Below are 17,353 nucleotides of genomic sequence, written 5' to 3'. Positions count from 1 at the left end.
AATTTAATTTGCTTCTTTTCCAGTTTTTATCTGGGATTGGAGTATACAAAAAGTTTAAATTATGGTATAATTTATTAATAACCATTTAGAGGTGGCCAATGATAGATTTTTATAGTGAGAGCTTAATAAATAAGCTGTTCAGAAGCAAAGTACAGCAGCTTATTAATAAGGATAGTACACTTGTCAATTCAAAATATAAAGACGGTACTACAGCTTTATCTGTTGCTTTGAAATATAAGAATCTACCTATTGCCGAGATTTTACTAAGCAATGGAGCTAACATAAACGCACAAGATAATGATGGGCACACCGCTTTACATCTTGTTGTGGATACAATTCAAGTATATTATGAATTTTTCGAAAAATATCCTACCTATTGCAATGATCATATAGCATTACTGCTACAATATAATGCTGATGTAAATATCGAGAATAATCAAGGTAATACACCTTTATCTGATGCTGTTGAATGCAAATGTGTAGAACCTTTAGCAATTATGCTAAAACATAATTCTACTGGTATTAATAAAAAATATGATGAAGGAGAAACGCTACTACATATTGCTGTTCGTAATAAAATCATAGATATTATACAGCTTTTGATTGATTATGGAGCAGATATTGATGCAAAAGATGATAACGGCATGACTACTATAGATTATGCTGCTAAAAGCGGTAATGCAGATGTATTCAACTTTCTAACGGAACAATCGGTCCCATGGTATTAGGTTTTAACAGATAGCTAATATGTTAATATTAAAAAGAGAAGTTAATATGAATGTTTTGAAATTACTTTTACAACCGGGTTATGCTGTTATATTAGCATTCGTTGTATTATCTTCACCATCGATATGTACAGCGAATAATAATGTAAACTTCAATGCCTCTAAAGGTGGTATTGATACTTCGCAATTCTATATAAAATTTTCAACTGGTATTGTTACTAACTACGATACATTAGAAGCTGGAATTGGTTATAGATTAAATCGGCACAGAATGGATGTAAGATTAGGATTTATGTGTCATCACAACTGTAGAGATAACTTTATTCAAGGAAATTATTATTACAATATAATTGAAGGTAACAAAGCATCAATTTTTGTTACAGGTGGCCTAGTATCAGCTTTCAATAGTGATAGCGGTACTGGTATAGACTTAGGAGTTGGTACAACAATAAACTTATCAAGAGATACATATTTGGACATTGAATGTAGCACAATGGCTAACTATAGACCACTTCCTATTCATATACGATTTGGATTGCGGGTTCATCTTTAATTGCTAAGCTCAGGTCAAGTAGTTAGTTCGAATAGTTAGTAATGATTAGCTCATTAACAGGATTGCGTTGTTCATTGATTGAGTATATAATCCAATATGAGTAATGAAGAAGTCTTTTTTACAGCGTGATAACTAGTAATTAAGTCGAGATTAATATCAGAAAAAAACATTGTTTAAACAGATGCCTAACTTGAAAAAATAAAGCCCCACCTCCAAGGAATGGTTCATAGTAATTATAGTGTGGCCCTGAAGGAAGATGCTCTATTAATTTATTAACAATTCTCCTTTTGCCTCCAACTCAATGGAGAAAAGGCTTTAGTTCATTAGAAATTGCTATTGACACAAGAATTTTTGATTAATTAAATCTCTGCTATGAATTATAGCAGAAAACAAGCCTTAAAGCCAGTAATAATAACTGCTACAGAGCTTTTTTTATAAATCTTTTTTGAATGATATTTTTGTAGCTAGAGATACAATGTGATAATTTCGCATCTATTTTAAAAAAGATGAAAAAATTTTTCATAATTATGACAAAAAGTCATGTACTGATAAAAATCTAAATGATACTGTATACCTGATATTATCTGAGATTCAAGATTTAGATAATATTTAGCTAGAGGTTATTTCATTAAAACTTCAGAATCTGTTAGTAAAGGTACAAATGAATCTCTAGCTACACTTTAATTACTACTTCAAATAGCAAAAGTAATGCTATGATTATTAGTTATAAAAATAACAATAAACAAAAAAAAATCTAAAAATACGATATCTCCATAGCTACGTTTTACATTTTGCTAATGGCCTAATTATTTTAGGCTATCTCAATTTATAACTCAAGATTAATAATAAATATATAATTGTTAAATATTATGCGGGGTTTTAAAGAGTAAAGTATGCATATACAAGTCTTAAGCGCAGCAAAACACTTGTTCTATCGAATGTTTAACCTACGCAAACAAAATAAAGCAACACAAATTTTTTCAGTTTCACAGGAAAAATGGTTTGCTTTTTTTAATGACTTGCACAGTCATACAGAACAAAAAAATTTAATACAACTTCTAATAACTCATCTTATAAAGATAAAATCTAATTTAACAATAGATCAGCAAAAAAAATGTTTAACAGGTTATTTAACTGATCTAAATTATAACTTAACCAGAAAGGAACAAAAATATATTTTAAAATTAACAAATGAAAATGATTTTATTTGGAATAAGAAAGGTCAAAACTTTCTTGATTTTTGTATGTATAAAATTATACGAATGCATTCCATAGCACTTGAAATACCAATCAAAAAATGTTCTAGCAATATGCTAATAAATAAAGGGATCAAACCCTTTCAGGAATTTATTACACCAGAACATTTTAAGAATATAATTTATCTTGAACAAAAACTACTATACCGCACACTTAAGTATTATCATTGTATTAATTCGAAACAAAGAAACGTAATTATCAAACAACTACTATTGGCTCAAGGGCAGCTTGAAATAAAAGAAGATCTTAATTCGATAGAAAAAAAAGATTTTGACTTAGTTAATACAGCACTTGATTTTTATATTTGTGATATTATGGGTCGTTTTAAAGACGTGCTCGAACCTGATGTTTAAATTAAGAGCAATAAGATAAGTTCAGAACTTTTTCAGTTAATATACTAAATTATCAAAGTCTTTTTTTATAACTCAGAATCAATTGTATATCTAATTTTGAAGGATATTTTGTTTTTTTAGATGTAAATAACAATGCGACAATTTCGCATCTACTTTAAAAAAGATGAAAAATTTTTCATAATTATGACAAAAAGTCATGTACTGATAAAAATCTAAATGATACTGTGTACCTGATATTATCTGAGATTCAAGATTTAGATAATATTCTGCTAGAGATTAAAGACGATAAACCTAAAATTTACTTTTTAAATCTCTAGCTGCTATATAAACTAATACAGCAGGAGGATTCTATGCCTATTGAAGACGAAGGTCAAAATAAAATCAATAAATTAACCGAAAAATTATCCACAGAGGGAATTAATAGCACAACAATAAAACAGATAGATAGTGAAATGCAAAAACTATACTGCCAGCTAGAGGAATCTGAGCAAGTAAGCATAAATTTCATAGATTGGATACAATATTTTAGGCGAATCGTAAATAACTATGATAAAAAAAAGATAAATATAATAGCTTCTCTAAATGGAATAATTTTTTTATTTAGACAATACATAGCATCAACGAATGTAAGGATTGAAACATTTAACATAGAATTGCTAATAAATAATACCGTTATCAGAATGAGGGAACATTTTGAAAATGAGAATATAAAGCTAAATGTTCAAAATGACATAAAGACGGTTCTGATTGGAGATAGTTTTCGAATAAAAGCAGTAATAAGTCAGTTAATTGGTAGTGCTATTATAAATAGCAGCAAAAATAGCAAGATTACTATTAACCTCAATCAGTATTCAGAAATATTACAATTTACAGTACAAAACATAGGACTAAGCACTTCTAAAGAAAAATTAGAAAGAATAAATGCTGAACTAGAGAATACGAATTTGGTAATGTATCAAGAACTAGGAGAAGGATTAGCATTTATAAAACATCTTACACATCAGATGAAAGGAAATCTACGAGTTAAAGAGCAAAATAATTATGTAACTTTTTCATTTGATGTACCAACAATAGTTTGAATTATTCTTTAGGAGAATGCTATGAAAGAAAAGAAGAAAACAATTAACAAATGGATGGTACAAATTCCTCCAATACCAATTACGTTGGTGAATGGAGAGAGTGAGAATATCGATGAATATATGGAAATAATAACAAAGCTAAGAAAAGCGAAGTATCAGGTCGAGGTAGCTGAATCATTGAAAGAATATTGTACAGATTTAATACAGGAGATTAAATATAGATTTAATATTGCAACGAGTGAAATTGTAAGGCTAGCAAGCGAGATCATGTTAAATGATTCGGAAAATAAAGATAAGCTGAAAACAATATTAAATCGATCAGCAAATCTCCAAGAATACTGTAACGACGTAGTTTACACGCTTAGAAGCGAAATTGAGAATGAAAATTTATGTTTAAAAAAATTTAGCATACAAAAGCTAGTAAAAAATGCCGTCAGGAGACTAGAAGACATTGCAAAAGAGAAAGATATAAAAATCAATTACAATTTTCAGTACAAAATGAAGGATATTGTGATTGGAAATAGTGATCACTTACAAGCTATATTAAGTCAATTAATAGGAAGCGTCATTAGATTTAATCACAGCTGCCAGGTTATAATTACAGTTCATTTGTTTACTATAAAAAATTATATAAAAAGCGATAACATACTACAATTTAGAATACACGATACAGGAAGCGGCATTTCAAAAGAAAAATTAGGGAATATAAAAGCTAAATTAGCTGATTTTGAGTTGGTAAGAGACTATCCGCTAATGCTTGAATCAGGATTATGGTTTGTAAATTACCTTATTAATCAACTTAATGGAGAAATGGAAATAGAAAGCGAAAAAGACAAGTTTACAACCATTACTTGCAATATTCCAGTACAACTTTTTTAATCAAATTAATTCGCTTTTTTCCCAGTTTTTATCTGGGATTGAAGTATATAAAAAGTTTAATTTATTGTATAATTTATTAAAGATTATTTAGAGATGAAAAATGATAGACTTTTATAGCGAAAGCTTACTAAATAAGCTGTTTGAAACCAACGTAAGATTTGACACTAAAATTGATCTTGATAAAGTTGAAAAAGCAATATTTTATGCTAAAAAATATCATGGTCAGCAAAAGAGAGATACAGGAGAACTATACTACACACATCCATTAGAAGTAGCTTATATGGTTGCATACTACAGCTTTGAAACAGATACGATTATTACAGCAATACTACATGATACTATCGAAGACACAACACTAACCAAAGAAAAGATTGTTAAGGTATTCGGTAGAAAAATTGCGGAACAGGTTTCAGATCTCACCAGGATTAAGGATAATAAAAAAATTAGTTCTAGAGAGATGATTCAAACATTATATAACCGAAATAAAACAGAACTATTATTAATTAAGCTTTTCGACCGATTCCATAATATTCAGACTGTATCAATAAAACCTTATGAAAAAAGACAAGAAATCATACTAGAAACTCAGCAAGAATTTATACCTCTTGCTGAATATCTTAAATTACAAGAAATTGCTATAGAGCTAAATAAATACTGTAAGCTGTATGCTACCTAGCTTTTCTACAAAATCACACAAGCTGAGATAGAGTTTACTGCTTCAAAAACCATTCCAGCACATGATATATCTAAATCTTCATCGTTTGGTTTATGATTTATAAACTCTATAAAGCCATCTGTATCTAAAATACTAATGTTATTATCAGTAAATCTTTCATCATGCTTAAGTTCTTCTAATTCTTTTTGAATATCATAATTCAAAGCATTAAATACAATAGTTGCCCCTTTATTACCAAGTATAAAGCCTTTCCTACAGTTCAGTAATGCATATACTCTATTGCTTGGTGTTTCTTGTATGTCGTAAGGATGGTAAAATATTGAAATATATAAGTTATCTCTCTTAACTGTATGGGCTTTTATATTTGAATAATTATCACATCCATTAATAATATCAGAATATATATTTTCATCATATCCAACTAAGATTACGGTCTTATTATTCTCTTTTAAGAGAAAATCTATAGTTGGCTTAATTATTTTAGTTTGATTAACCATGCCAGATGTAGCTTGGCCAGAATTATCATTATACATAACCACCCCCTTAAGAAAATTAGATTGTATACTGTCTATAAAATATATTAGCTATGTTATCAAGTGCTAATGATCTATTCTAGCTAAAGAATTAAAAATTGAACCTCCAAAACAACTTTTCTGAATTATTCTTGATATCTAGTTTTTAATATTATATGAAGAAATGAAGTCTCCAACTATGATGTTCTATATCTGAGTAAAACTCTATACCTCTACTGCAAGCAAATTCTCTTGCTAATTCTGGTGCAAATATATATATTCCTACTTTATACTTAACTCTGGCTAATAAATGTTTTCCCATACACTTTTCTTTAAAGATTAAATTTTTTATCTCCCACCGTTCTTCATGTATAACTTTTATCATAGTTTTATCTTTATCAATTGCATCTACCAATGGTATTATATGTAATACGTAATAGTCATGATTTTCAAAATCATGATTCTTTTTCTTTATATTTTTTATTGTAGCTGGAAATGCTTGAAAATCATCTGGACACATTTCCTGTAACTTATCCAATACTCTTTTATGTACTAAAAACCTTGCCCCTCCATCAATCTGACTTAGAAAGTCATATTTTATTAAACTGTCTTGCAAAGCATTTGTTCCATAAATAAAATTATATTCTTTTTCTTCCATTCTTTCACCTGGCATTCCTTGGTATAGACTATACTTACCTATTCTAAAAGGATGATCATAAAGATAAAGAGATCTGTCCATAGCTATTAAAGGCTTAGTTCCATAAAACTTATTTGGTAATTTTTTGGTTTTTTTCATTATTTTATATTCTTATATTATTTTTCTTAGTTAAGTTTAATACTTCCATTCTTTATATCGTCTCTTAATTTATCCATAAAGTCATATATTGCTTTTGTACATTCTTCTTTATTCAGTTTTCCTAACTCTACATTCTTCCACAATCTATCAAGTTTTCTTTCAATTGGAACAACATAACTATTATCATGCCTTCCTGAATGAGTTTGATGTTGACTTGGTTGTACTTTCCGCCATGCGATAATATCAACCTCTTTTTGAGTAAGAGTTGGATTTAATTGCTTTACACTTTTTGCAAATAGTATTTAATTCTAGTTTTGAAAGATAGCTAATGATGACAAAATTCGATTTATAACCCTTGAATAAGCTCTAGGAAAACAACGATAAGAAATTACCAGAAAAGTGTAATAAGGCATAAATCTGTATGTTACATTTGATGAGGCTTGTGATTAAAACTGGGATGATATATAAAAACCGAATTGTGCCACATATTTGTCAGAAGAAGCGCTATGAGCGCTTACATCTTATACACTAAATAATACCATCATGTATGCTAGATTTCTCCGATAGTATGAACATATGTATTATTCTCAGATTCTTCTGTCTGTGTTTCATTTGTATAGTTTTCACATTCTACTTGTATATTAGGATTGTTGAGATCAACTTGCACTTCATTTTGCACTTCGTCTACACATGTCTTGCATACTGATCTATTAAAGTTGAAAATATCCTTATTGCTGAGCTTATTTAGTAAGTGTTGTATGCAGTCAAAATTAATCTCAAATATCTGAATTTTCTTTTTTTCTGAACTTTCATCATTTTGATATTTATTGTGTTCTATTTCTATATTTTCAATCAGGATTTTTCTGACAGCCATCCTATTCATGATATCCATCATCTGACTAGCGATAGATACATTAATATGCTTATTAAGCTCAGTACATATTTCATCAACACTTGCCTGATCAAAGGTATATGGCAGATTCTGATCTTTTATATCAGTATTAGTAATAAGATCAAAGAATGTTCTGTTATCATCACTATCTTTACTATCTTTACAAATTTTACCCTTGGAATGTATAAATTTTACTAGTTTAATCTTTTTATATACTTCTAATAGATGAGCATCAGATATATGTTTACAAAAATCTTCTTCATTTAAATCAAAATTTCCTGCATTTGAATAACCTTTATCCAAAAGCAGTTTTATAATTTTAAGGTCATAATTAGCATGAACAGCATAACTTAATAGACTGCCGTTGGATGGGTTACCTGGCAAATTAGTAGGATCTGCCCCTGCATCTAGAAGATAGTGTATAAGGTTTTGGTTATTATCATGTATAGCAATATGTAAAGCAGACCATTCACCGTTTTTTTGATTAATATCTGCACCGGCATCTAGAAGCTTCTTTATAACATCTATGTTACCTTCATTAACAGCAATATGCAGAGCAGACCACCCATCATTATCTTTCTGATTAATATCCGCGACTGCATCTATGAGCTTCTGTATAATCTGTATGTTACCTCCTTTACTAATAGTAAAATGTAAAACAGCACATCCAGTAATATCTTGTCCTGTATCTAAAAGCTTCTGTACAATATCTAAGTTACCTTTAATAATAGCCAAATGTAAAGCACTGAATCCATCATTAGCTTCTTTAGTAATATCTGCGCCTATGTCTAAAAGTTTCTGTATAATTTGCACGTGATCGTTAATAACTGCAAGATGTAAAGCAGTTAATCCAGTATTATATACCTCATTATTTATATCACAGCCATCAGCTATCAGATTTTCTAATTCTGCTAAATCATTATTTTTAATAGCATTGTATAATTGAACATTCATGTGTATAATATGTTAAGTGATTTTAATATTTTTTAGTTTAAAATTATCTTTAAATTTTCAAATAACAGTCTAACTTTGATATAAGAAATTTATCAAACTATAGGAAGAGCAAGGATTACAAACTTTTTATGCTTGTGTCTACTGTTAAACGTATTTTTGCAATCCTTTCTTGATAAATCTTTCTATTAAGAAGCAGATCTAGCAACATGAAAAAACATGGCGATAAAGTTAATAACTATTAATTAAATATATATCATGATTAATAATTATTGCAAATGGTTTTAAAAACTTATTTTCTGTATACGCAACTGCAATATATTTTTGCAACAAAAAATGACTTCATCAGCTAACTTTATGTATAATTTATGTTAGATTGCTGATAATGAATATTGTGGTTCTACATTACATACTTCATCAAACAACTTGAATGATTTGCTATATTCATTGTCTTTATACCTACTTATTATTGCATCTCTAACCAAGTAGACAGGGTTTTGCATGAACTTACTATTGTCTTTTATAACCTACTTGAGTGCTATATTTTGTAATCCTTTTTGTGCTTTATGATTCTTATATACTAAATTTCCTAGTTTGGTTAACTCTATTCCCCAAATGTCTTCTAGTTGCGAAACTTGCCACCGATTTTGTATTGCATTACGCACATTGCACTCAATCTTTAAATACTCCTCAAATAATAAATCTTGTAATTTTATTTTTTCTACCACGTATAATTTGGTCTCTTGTGTTTTGATATACTCCTTACAGTTTCTCAATACTTTAAATTCATTTATGCTATTATATGAATATGATTTTAGCTCGAATTTATGAGCAACATTCGGTTCAGATATTATTAGTTGTGCTGTACCTTTTGCTCCCTGTCTTGCAGTTCTACCAAATGCTTGTTCTTCTACTCTCAAATTTTCAGGCAAAAAAGCAACTATTACATCTCCTGAATTCACTTCATCTTTGACTGCTAAATACTCATAATTATCATTTCGAGAATATAATCTTACTTTATCTGAATCATAGCCAACAACTGAAATGAAGCGTTCACGAATCTCTATCGCATCTTTGATTGTTGCACAAATAATAAGTACAGCTCTTCCTTTTTCAACTTCATCAAGTATGCTACTTGTTATTCTACCATGCCATGTTGTTTCATTGTTTTGTATATCTCCATCAATTTCTTCAAATTGTTTTGGTTTATAAGTTGGCATAAACCCAATATTTACTCCATATACAGAACGTACTAGTTCTTGAGCAGAATCAGACCCAATGGTACCTGTTCATACCATATAACTTTTGCCCATAATGTTTGAAATATCCTAAATTAGAAATAAAACTTGTGACTAAATTTTCTGATGTTAGTTTTAACCCATGTTTTATCTGTAGAAACTGATGTAAATAATCAGTCCAATGGCAATTTGATCTTATTATTCCTGTACTTACATAATCAACTGGAATAATATCTAAATTATCATTATCTCTCTTAGCAATTATATAATCTTCATTCTCTTTGAAAAACTGTGCTTGAAATGCTGAAGATGCAATAACTTCCGACTGATATAGAATAAAATCTTTTAAGAAATTAGGTACTTGCAGTTCACCTCCAGTAACCATCTCTTGAATCAGATCCTTTAAAATTCCAATAACAAAAGCATAGTGATCACTGATATAATATTCACTACTATCTTTTCCTAAAATTAGTTCTCCATCTTTATATTCGAACTCTCCATTTATATATATTGTTTTATCGCCTTGCTGTATTATTTTTTTATTTAAATTAGATAATTCACTTGCTACTCCGCATAATATAGGTGCTATATGCTCCATTCCAGGCACAGATCGAGCCAATCTAGCTGTTTGATCAAGTTCGTCAATTAGCATGCTATCCACTTCGTCTACAATTACTACTCCAAATTCTCTATCACCTCGTGTACCATATTTCTTATGTTCATGCCTTAACCAATCGAACTGAAATTCATGTATTGGACCATAGACTATGTCTTTTGAGTAGCATATCTTTTCTTGTCCATCAAATGGATCTTCAACATTCGAACCACAACTTAGACCTAGTATATTAAAAAAGCCTTCTTTTTCATTTGCATCTCTTTGTGCTAAAACTGAAGAAGTAGTAACTATATCAACTTTATTTCCTTGTAATGCCTTGATAGCTGCTAGCATTGCACAAGTTGTAGATTTTCCTTCTCCAGTACCTATTTGTAATAATGTTCCTGTATCTTGTAATGACTCAAATATTAAAACTGATAAAATTTGTGTAATCCTTGGTATATTATTGCAATGATGTATGTTTGCTCTTTTTACTATCGCAATAGCTTCTTCCAAAAAGTTTTGAGATAATAACTTAGATTCTCTTATTTCTTTTGACCAGTTTTTTATATCATTCTCACTCCAAGAGTTAATCTTTTTTCCTTGAGGACACACTTTTGAATCATGGTTATAAGCTTCTTCTCCCCTTTTAAACTTATCTTTTAAAATTCCTCTAGTTGCTAAATCATGAATTTTACCAGAATTACTATTTAATATTTCTTGTATTATCTCATCTAAACTTAAATCTTTATCTAACTCTTGAGGATTAATATTCTTCAGCGAACTGAATTCATCATCACTTAATGGTAACATTCCATCATCAGTATTCATATCATACCTTTAGTTAGAGTGCTAAATTACTGATGGTATTATTTAGTTATAGTAACGTTACAGTCAAAAGAAGTAAAATTGCTACTAAATACTAATTGAAAGGCTTGGCATGCTTCATTAGTATTGATTCTGCTTTAGATTTGTTACTATATAACTAACAATACTCATTAATAATCACCTAATTTGATTGCTATTAGTTAACCGTAACACTATTTATAAAATATTGTCAACTACTCTATTATTTCGTTTTTGGTTGTATATTAACAAGTAGTAGGTACTAGAGCTATTTCCTATAAAAGGTATAGTTAAGCAAAGGCACTGTGTTTTTTATACACATTTCCATTGTAATCAAACATAACGTACAGATTCTCAAATTACGCTTTCCTGATAACTTCCTATCATTAAATATTTTTAAAATCTAAGATACAAGCTCTAGTTTGTACTGAACATTGAGAAGGCCATTCTTTAAGGCCTCAATGTCCTTAACATGGCCGCACCATTCTTGACGAAAACTGTTTCATTTTAAGCCATGAAGGCGAATGTGGCGCTTAGTGTTTTCGTCTGGTTCAGAGGCAAATTTTAAAATCACAGCCGCTTTATTTTGCTGCTCTTTATCAAAAATATCTTTACCTATTGTAGTCCAATGATCCTGAACATTTGGATGTTGTGTTAAAGTTTCTTTTAGTGAAACAATTGCACCAAATAAAGTATTTGTTGGTAAGTGATCAAGCTTAGCTTTAGCAACTAATCCACCCATTTCGATAAGACGTCGAGTACGCATTTTACGTTCTTTAATTTTAAGGTTAACCTCATCCATGATTAGCCTAGCCTTTTTTTGTTGAAGAGTAATTTTTTGCTGCATAAGATTTGCCATGTTAGTAATTCAGAAAGATAAAAAAATCAGGCAAGAATATATCAAAATACAATTCCAGTAAAGAAAAAAAACCGCGCCTACCAAACCAACATCAAATAATTATAGTCAAAAAAACGTGAATTCAAGGTTAGAAGCTTCATTAAAGAATAAGCTTATACGCAATATGTAAACTTGAAAGTTTACTGCTAAAAAATGAGTACTCATTAACAGATTGAATGTTAAAAAAAAAGAAGTTTGTGCTAGCAAAATCAAAAAAACCATGCTAACTTAAAACTCAGGTAAGAATTGGTATTGAGATGGCTATACAGTTTACAAGGATTGAATTTTTAAGTAGAAGTAAAGGAGGTGATAGTTGTCGTAAGGCAGCGTATAATGCAAGAACTATTGTTGAAAACGAGAAGACAGGTATAAAGTATAACTTCTCTCGTAAGAAAGATAACGTATATCATACAGTGCTGATACCGGATTATGTAAAACAAGAATTCAAGAATATTCAAACATTAATGAATGAGGTAGAACGAACAGCAAAAAAAGACAACAGCCAGTTGTTGAAGGATATAGTAATAGCATTGCCAGACGAGAAGGAGCTAAATTTAGAGCATAGAATAGAACTAACTCATCAAATAGTTGATGCAATGGAATGGGGGCAAAATGGTCTTGGAGTACAGATAGACATTCATAAGCCTCAAATAGGAGATAAAAACTGGCATGCGCATATATTGGTTACTACAAGAAGATTTAAAGAGAATGGTGAAGAATTGGGTGATAAAGCTGTTGACTTAGAGGCTAAATTTATAACAGTAAAAGGTCAGTGGCGTATTATTAAAGATCACAAGATGATTCATGAAATAGCAAAAGAAGAAACTAATGTATATTTCGCTGAATTAGGCTTACCATATAGAGTTGACGAGACAAGCGAAGTGCCTGGAAAGCATATTGGACCTCGTAGAATTAGGAATTTAATTAATGAAGTATTAAATGAAAATGAGTTACGTAAAGAGGCTCATTTGAAGATTATTAATGATGCTGACGTAATAACGGATTCTATAACACATTACAAATCTATTTTTACTAAGCAGGATGTTGAAAAAGCAGTAAAAGATATACCAGATCCAACAGCAAGAGAACAGTTAGTTCAGAAAGTGCTTAGTTCAAATAGAATACTAGAGTTATATCATGATGATGGTGAAAGTAGCAAATATTTTACGACAATTGAGGTTCGAAATGAGGAGACGAGAATAATCAGAATAGCTAATAAAATCAATGATCAGGTTTATTACAACAACATTTACAATCTTAAAAGTGATATCGAAGGTCTAGCAAATGTTAGTGAGGAACAGAAACAAGCGCTAAGGCATATTTTGCTTAGCACTAGTGGAGTTAGAGTCTTGAGAGGAAGAGCTGGTACAGGAAAATCTTATGTTTTAGCAAAAGCGCATAAGCTCGCAACAAATCGTGGACAAAAAGTTATTGGTCTTGCTCCTACTCATAAGGCAGTATCAGAGCTGAGGAGCAAAGGTTATACAGAGGTCTATACAGTAAAAGGATTTTTATATAATCGAAAAAAAATTTTTATGCAAGACAGCTTAATAGTAGTAGATGAAGCTGGAATGGTAGGTACTAAAGCTTATGCAGAGCTGTTTAGAGTAGTTAGAAACAATTATTGTCAACTGATACTTGCTGGAGATGAAAAACAGCTAGCTTCAATAGAAAGAGGCGGAATGTTTGAGATGCTGAGTAATAATTTCGGTTCACATGTTTTAATAGATATTCGCAGACAAAGTGAAAACTGGAGCAGAGAAGCAGCAACAAAGTTTGCTGAGAGTAATATTTTAAGCGGTATAACCTTACTGAGGCAAAATAAATGTGTTAAGTTTGATAATACATTACAGGATTCAATTAGTAAGTTGATTTATGATTGGAGTCTAAGCAAGTTTAAGCTACATGAAAAATTGGTAATTACAGTACGTAATAAAGATGTCGACATTCTTAATTCAAGTATTAGATCTTTGTTAAAAGCAAATGGTACGCTACAAGGCACAGAATATAGGCGTTCAATATTGGAGAAAGAACGGACAAAGACAACTGTTTTTAGTAAAGTTTTTAGTAAAGTTGAAAACTGGTTTAAGTCTATAATCAATGATATCAATGATAGATCTCATGTGAATAAAGAATATTATCATTTTACCGCTAAACCAGAGCAAGAAGCTAAAGTAGAAAAAGTCCAGCAAGAGAATAGCATAAAGCAATGCACCACCAAAGATATTTCTACTCCATTGTTTATGCAAATCAAAGAACAAAGACAATATGATTATGATGTAACCATTCTGTCAGCAGAAGGAAAAACGATATCAAGTTTTCAGAAGGCTGGCATTGATAGCAGAATGGTATATAGCTCAAATGTAAATAATTTGAAGTACTATCAACCATTTCAAGGAGAAAAGATTCTTATAGCTGCAAATAATTATAAACAGAATAAAGAGTATGCAAGTACTATAAACGAGGCTGCAAAAGCATTAAAAAGCAAAGGAGCAATCACTAGCATCGTAGTTCCTTCAGAAGGTGAAGATTTTAACGAAATGCTAAAAAATAAAGGAGCCACAGCTGTTAAGGAGCTTATGATACCTGAAATCATGAAGTTAATTAATACTCAGAACGTAAAAACAGAGCCTGAACAAATTGTAAAAGCTGATATAGCTCCAAAAATTAGAATTAGACGGTAGTGCTGAAGATTTGAAATTGAATGTAAGCTATTCATTCACAGAGCAAATTACAAAATGAGCTATACATAAACAGCTCACAGTGATGTTTGTAATTCGCATTATGCCCCGCTAAGAGAATACTGAAAGCGTTTGAACTTTTGCAAGCTCTACATTTAACAGGAAAACTATTCCAATAATCACCTAGCAATAAAATTATAATTCAAACGGTAAAAATAGCAAATATTTATACCGCAAAACAATTTAGTGATGCGAAGGTGAGGTTTTATATGACTGACAAAATCAATGATTCAAATAATTTCAATAACATTCATAATTCAAAAACAGATATAGAAAATCCTAAGGCTAACAGCTTGAACCACAACGTAGCTATAAAGTTGATAAATGGTGATATTGCTGATGGTATAGTGCTACTTAGTGATAATAATAGCTTGAGAGCTGATAACACTCTGAAAGAATCAATAAACCAATTAATCAATGATTGGAAGAATAGTAAATTTGAGCTGCAGGATCGTTTGATAATTGCTGACCATAAAGAAGCTGAAAATATTAATCAACACATCAGAAACTACATGAAGGAAAATGGTGCTCTGAAAGGTACAGAATACAGCATTTTAATTTCAGGAGCTGAATCAAAAAAATATGCTAACTACATGGCTGGAGACCGAATTGTATTTCAAACAAACGATAAGGATTTACAAATACAAAACAGTGAATTTGCAACTCTAGTATCAATTGATGAAAATAAGTTTGTAGCTAAGACAGATACAGGAAACGAGGTAAGCTTTGATTTGAATAAAATAAGCTTTAAACATGGATATGCTACAACAGTTTGTAACCCACAAACAGCTGTCAAAAAAGATATATATGTTCTTCATAATGATGGTGTAGGCATAGAAAGTTCTAACATAAGCATGATAGGGAATGCAGAGCAAGTACGGCTGTACTACAATGTGCAAGCTACAAAAAATGTTGCTAACCTAATAGAGCAGCTTAGCACAGCTAAGACAGACTCTATCAATGCGCAGAAGTTGAAATAGTAAAAAAGTATCTTGAAAATCGTGGTATTACTTTTGACAAAAGCACTGCAAGTTCAGACTTAAAAGCAAGTATACTATTTGATACTCAAACGAGAAAAAATTATCCAGCATTGACAGCATTTGCAAGAAATGCAAAAGGAGAAATTACCGGAGTACAGGCCGTATATCTAAATTTGGCAGGAGATAAGGCGAATATTTCAATTAACAGAAGATCTTTTGGTAAAATCAGCGGATCGTTCATAACAATCGCAAAGCGAAATGCGAATGACCCTAATATAACAATTATAGCAGAAGGCGCTGAAACAGCATTGAGCTTGCAGCAATCAGGCATTAAAGGTAATATCATTGCTAGTGCAGGAATTGCGAATTTGAGAAATTATTCACCATTTCCTGGTGAAAAAATCATCATTGCAGCAGATAATGATAGCAAAAATTCTATAACTAATGATACTGTAATTAAATCCGCAAAAATGTTAGAAATGAAGGGAGCGATAACTTGTATAGTCAAACCACCAGAAAATGGTGACTTTAATAATCTGTTGCAAAGTTGTGGAGAGCAGTCAATTAGAGACATTATAGAACCTGAAATTACTAAACTGACTAAGGCAGTTGAAACAACCAAACTTACTCAAACAGAAAATAATAGTATAGCAAAACAAAATGATATTACGAATGTTAAAGAATTGTATAATAAATCTTCATCTCTATACTACTTTAAACAAGAAGAGGAAGCTAAACTGGAAGCAATAGTAGCAAACAAATTTTTAGAAAACCATACAGGAATTTATAGTGCAAAAATCTTTAACAATTCTAATTTAAGGGCAAATATGGTTTTTGATGAAGAGACTCAAAAATCCTGGCCTGCACTCACTATTTTTGTTAAAAATGAAACAGGCGAAATTACTGGAGCTAAGATATTAGTTCTGAATTCAAAAACATGTAATAAAGCTGATGTAGCTGAAAAATCTGTTGGTACAATTAGTGGCTCATTTGCTGAAATTGCTCAACAGAATTCAAAATACTCACCTGTAACAATCATTACAAAGGATATTGAAACAGCGTTAACCATTCAACAAGCTGGAGTTGAAGGAAAAATCTTATGTGCAATTGAAGCCGAAAATTTGCAAAACTATAATCCTGGCCCAAAAGAAAAGATCATTCTAGCAGTTAAAAATGACGTAAATACTGAAAAAGCAGAAAAAGTTCTGGAGGATAAGGAAGCAGTAGTCTGCACAGTCAAAAATGACTTCAATAATGTATTAAAAACTCAAGGATTATATGCTGTTAGAAATATTATCAGCCCTGAAATAAGAAAACTTAATGAAAAAATTGAATCAATACAAACTAATATACAATCAGGATTATGTCCGAAACACTAGGCA

The 17,353-nt window shown here is 30.5% G+C and carries 14 protein-coding genes and 2 pseudogenes; 9 read left to right on the top strand and 7 right to left on the bottom strand.

The genetic code is table 11. The features are described from left to right. The first annotated feature begins 98 nt into the window (after window positions 1-98). Both DK405_RS09950 and DK405_RS09945 read left to right on the top strand, forming a co-directional pair. Window positions 99-728, top strand: a complete 630-nt coding sequence (locus tag DK405_RS09950) for an ankyrin repeat domain-containing protein (RefSeq protein ID WP_109510530.1) — start codon at window positions 99-101, stop codon at window positions 726-728. Between the two features lie 46 nt (window positions 729-774). Further along, on the top strand, window positions 775-1,278 hold the full coding sequence (locus DK405_RS09945; RefSeq protein ID WP_109510733.1) for a hypothetical protein: 504 nt from the start codon (window positions 775-777) through the stop codon (window positions 1,276-1,278). Between the two features lie 113 nt (window positions 1,279-1,391). Here DK405_RS09945 and DK405_RS09940 read toward each other — a convergent pair. Beyond that, window positions 1,392-1,621 (bottom strand): annotated as a pseudogene (locus DK405_RS09940) (DNA adenine methylase); the annotation flags it as partial. Window positions 1,622-2,171: 550 nt separating this feature from the next. Here DK405_RS09940 and DK405_RS09935 point away from each other — a divergent pair. The 4 genes from DK405_RS09935 to DK405_RS09920 all read left to right on the top strand — a co-directional run bounded on the left by DK405_RS09935 (window position 2,172) and on the right by DK405_RS09920 (window position 5,522). Continuing rightward, complete coding sequence (locus DK405_RS09935) at window positions 2,172-2,888, top strand: hypothetical protein (RefSeq protein ID WP_064612658.1); 717 nt, start codon at window positions 2,172-2,174, stop codon at window positions 2,886-2,888. A 350-nt stretch (window positions 2,889-3,238) separates the two neighbouring features. Further along, window positions 3,239-3,967 (top strand): ATP-binding protein, encoded by a 729-nt coding sequence (locus tag DK405_RS09930; protein WP_109510706.1) that lies wholly within the window; start codon window positions 3,239-3,241, stop codon window positions 3,965-3,967. Window positions 3,968-3,988: 21 nt separating this feature from the next. Further along, on the top strand, window positions 3,989-4,846 hold the full coding sequence (locus DK405_RS09925; protein WP_064612931.1) for a sensor histidine kinase: 858 nt from the start codon (window positions 3,989-3,991) through the stop codon (window positions 4,844-4,846). A 100-nt stretch (window positions 4,847-4,946) separates the two neighbouring features. After that, window positions 4,947-5,522 (top strand): HD domain-containing protein, encoded by a 576-nt coding sequence (locus tag DK405_RS09920; protein WP_064612930.1) that lies wholly within the window; start codon window positions 4,947-4,949, stop codon window positions 5,520-5,522. Window positions 5,523-5,527: 5 nt separating this feature from the next. On the opposite strand, the gene DK405_RS09915 is transcribed toward DK405_RS09920, so the two are convergent. From DK405_RS09915 to DK405_RS09890, 6 genes and pseudogenes are all read right to left on the bottom strand, one after another. After that, entirely contained in the window at window positions 5,528-6,055 is a 528-nt protein-coding gene (locus DK405_RS09915) for a hypothetical protein (protein WP_064612929.1), read from the bottom strand. Between the two features lie 151 nt (window positions 6,056-6,206). Next, the gene (locus tag DK405_RS09910) at window positions 6,207-6,830 is read right to left on the bottom strand and encodes an imm11 family protein (protein ID WP_045913017.1); all 624 of its coding nucleotides are present in this window, start codon (window positions 6,828-6,830) and stop codon (window positions 6,207-6,209) included. A gap of 550 nt (window positions 6,831-7,380) precedes the next feature. Further along, the gene (locus DK405_RS09905; RefSeq protein WP_045913018.1) at window positions 7,381-8,676 is read right to left on the bottom strand and encodes an ankyrin repeat domain-containing protein; all 1,296 of its coding nucleotides are present in this window, start codon (window positions 8,674-8,676) and stop codon (window positions 7,381-7,383) included. 524 nt (window positions 8,677-9,200) lie between these two features. Beyond that, window positions 9,201-9,893, bottom strand: a complete 693-nt coding sequence (locus DK405_RS09900; protein WP_045913027.1) for a methyltransferase domain-containing protein — start codon at window positions 9,891-9,893, stop codon at window positions 9,201-9,203. Between the two features lie 49 nt (window positions 9,894-9,942). Continuing rightward, the gene (locus tag DK405_RS09895) at window positions 9,943-11,337 is read right to left on the bottom strand and encodes a DEAD/DEAH box helicase (RefSeq protein WP_045913028.1); all 1,395 of its coding nucleotides are present in this window, start codon (window positions 11,335-11,337) and stop codon (window positions 9,943-9,945) included. Window positions 11,338-11,755: 418 nt separating this feature from the next. Further along, window positions 11,756-12,211, bottom strand: a pseudogene (locus DK405_RS09890) (conjugal transfer protein TraD). A 296-nt stretch (window positions 12,212-12,507) separates the two neighbouring features. Here DK405_RS09890 and DK405_RS09885 point away from each other — a divergent pair. From DK405_RS09885 to DK405_RS09875, 3 genes are all read left to right on the top strand, one after another. Continuing rightward, window positions 12,508-14,934, top strand: a complete 2,427-nt coding sequence (locus DK405_RS09885; protein ID WP_109510705.1) for an AAA family ATPase — start codon at window positions 12,508-12,510, stop codon at window positions 14,932-14,934. A 266-nt stretch (window positions 14,935-15,200) separates the two neighbouring features. Next, complete coding sequence (locus DK405_RS09880; protein WP_064613365.1) at window positions 15,201-15,971, top strand: hypothetical protein; 771 nt, start codon at window positions 15,201-15,203, stop codon at window positions 15,969-15,971. Further along, window positions 15,968-17,350, top strand: a complete 1,383-nt coding sequence (locus DK405_RS09875; RefSeq protein WP_458693007.1) for a toprim domain-containing protein — start codon at window positions 15,968-15,970, stop codon at window positions 17,348-17,350. The genes DK405_RS09880 and DK405_RS09875 overlap by 4 nt, the downstream gene beginning before the upstream one ends. The last annotated feature ends 3 nt before the right edge of the window (window positions 17,351-17,353 follow it).

The sequence above is a fragment of the Orientia tsutsugamushi genome (genome assembly GCF_900327275.1).
GTDB lineage: Bacteria > Pseudomonadota > Alphaproteobacteria > Rickettsiales > Rickettsiaceae > Orientia > Orientia tsutsugamushi.
Note: the sequence above shows the minus strand (reverse complement) of the source record. Positions and strands in the feature narration are given on the sequence as shown.

Coding starts and splice junctions, on each gene's coding strand:
- DK405_RS09900 (WP_045913027.1), bottom strand. CDS start 9,893: ATGCCAACTTATAAACCAAAACAATTTGAAGAAATTGATGGAGATATA.
- DK405_RS09945 (WP_109510733.1), top strand. CDS start 775: ATGAATGTTTTGAAATTACTTTTACAACCGGGTTATGCTGTTATATTA.
- DK405_RS09930 (WP_109510706.1), top strand. CDS start 3,239: ATGCCTATTGAAGACGAAGGTCAAAATAAAATCAATAAATTAACCGAA.
- DK405_RS09950 (WP_109510530.1), top strand. CDS start 99: ATGATAGATTTTTATAGTGAGAGCTTAATAAATAAGCTGTTCAGAAGC.
- DK405_RS09915 (WP_064612929.1), bottom strand. CDS start 6,055: ATGTATAATGATAATTCTGGCCAAGCTACATCTGGCATGGTTAATCAA.
- DK405_RS09885 (WP_109510705.1), top strand. CDS start 12,508: ATGGCTATACAGTTTACAAGGATTGAATTTTTAAGTAGAAGTAAAGGA.
- DK405_RS09895 (WP_045913028.1), bottom strand. CDS start 11,337: ATGAATACTGATGATGGAATGTTACCATTAAGTGATGATGAATTCAGT.
- DK405_RS09910 (WP_045913017.1), bottom strand. CDS start 6,830: ATGAAAAAAACCAAAAAATTACCAAATAAGTTTTATGGAACTAAGCCT.
- DK405_RS09935 (WP_064612658.1), top strand. CDS start 2,172: ATGCATATACAAGTCTTAAGCGCAGCAAAACACTTGTTCTATCGAATG.
- DK405_RS09920 (WP_064612930.1), top strand. CDS start 4,947: ATGATAGACTTTTATAGCGAAAGCTTACTAAATAAGCTGTTTGAAACC.
- DK405_RS09905 (WP_045913018.1), bottom strand. CDS start 8,676: ATGAATGTTCAATTATACAATGCTATTAAAAATAATGATTTAGCAGAA.
- DK405_RS09880 (WP_064613365.1), top strand. CDS start 15,201: ATGACTGACAAAATCAATGATTCAAATAATTTCAATAACATTCATAAT.
- DK405_RS09925 (WP_064612931.1), top strand. CDS start 3,989: ATGAAAGAAAAGAAGAAAACAATTAACAAATGGATGGTACAAATTCCT.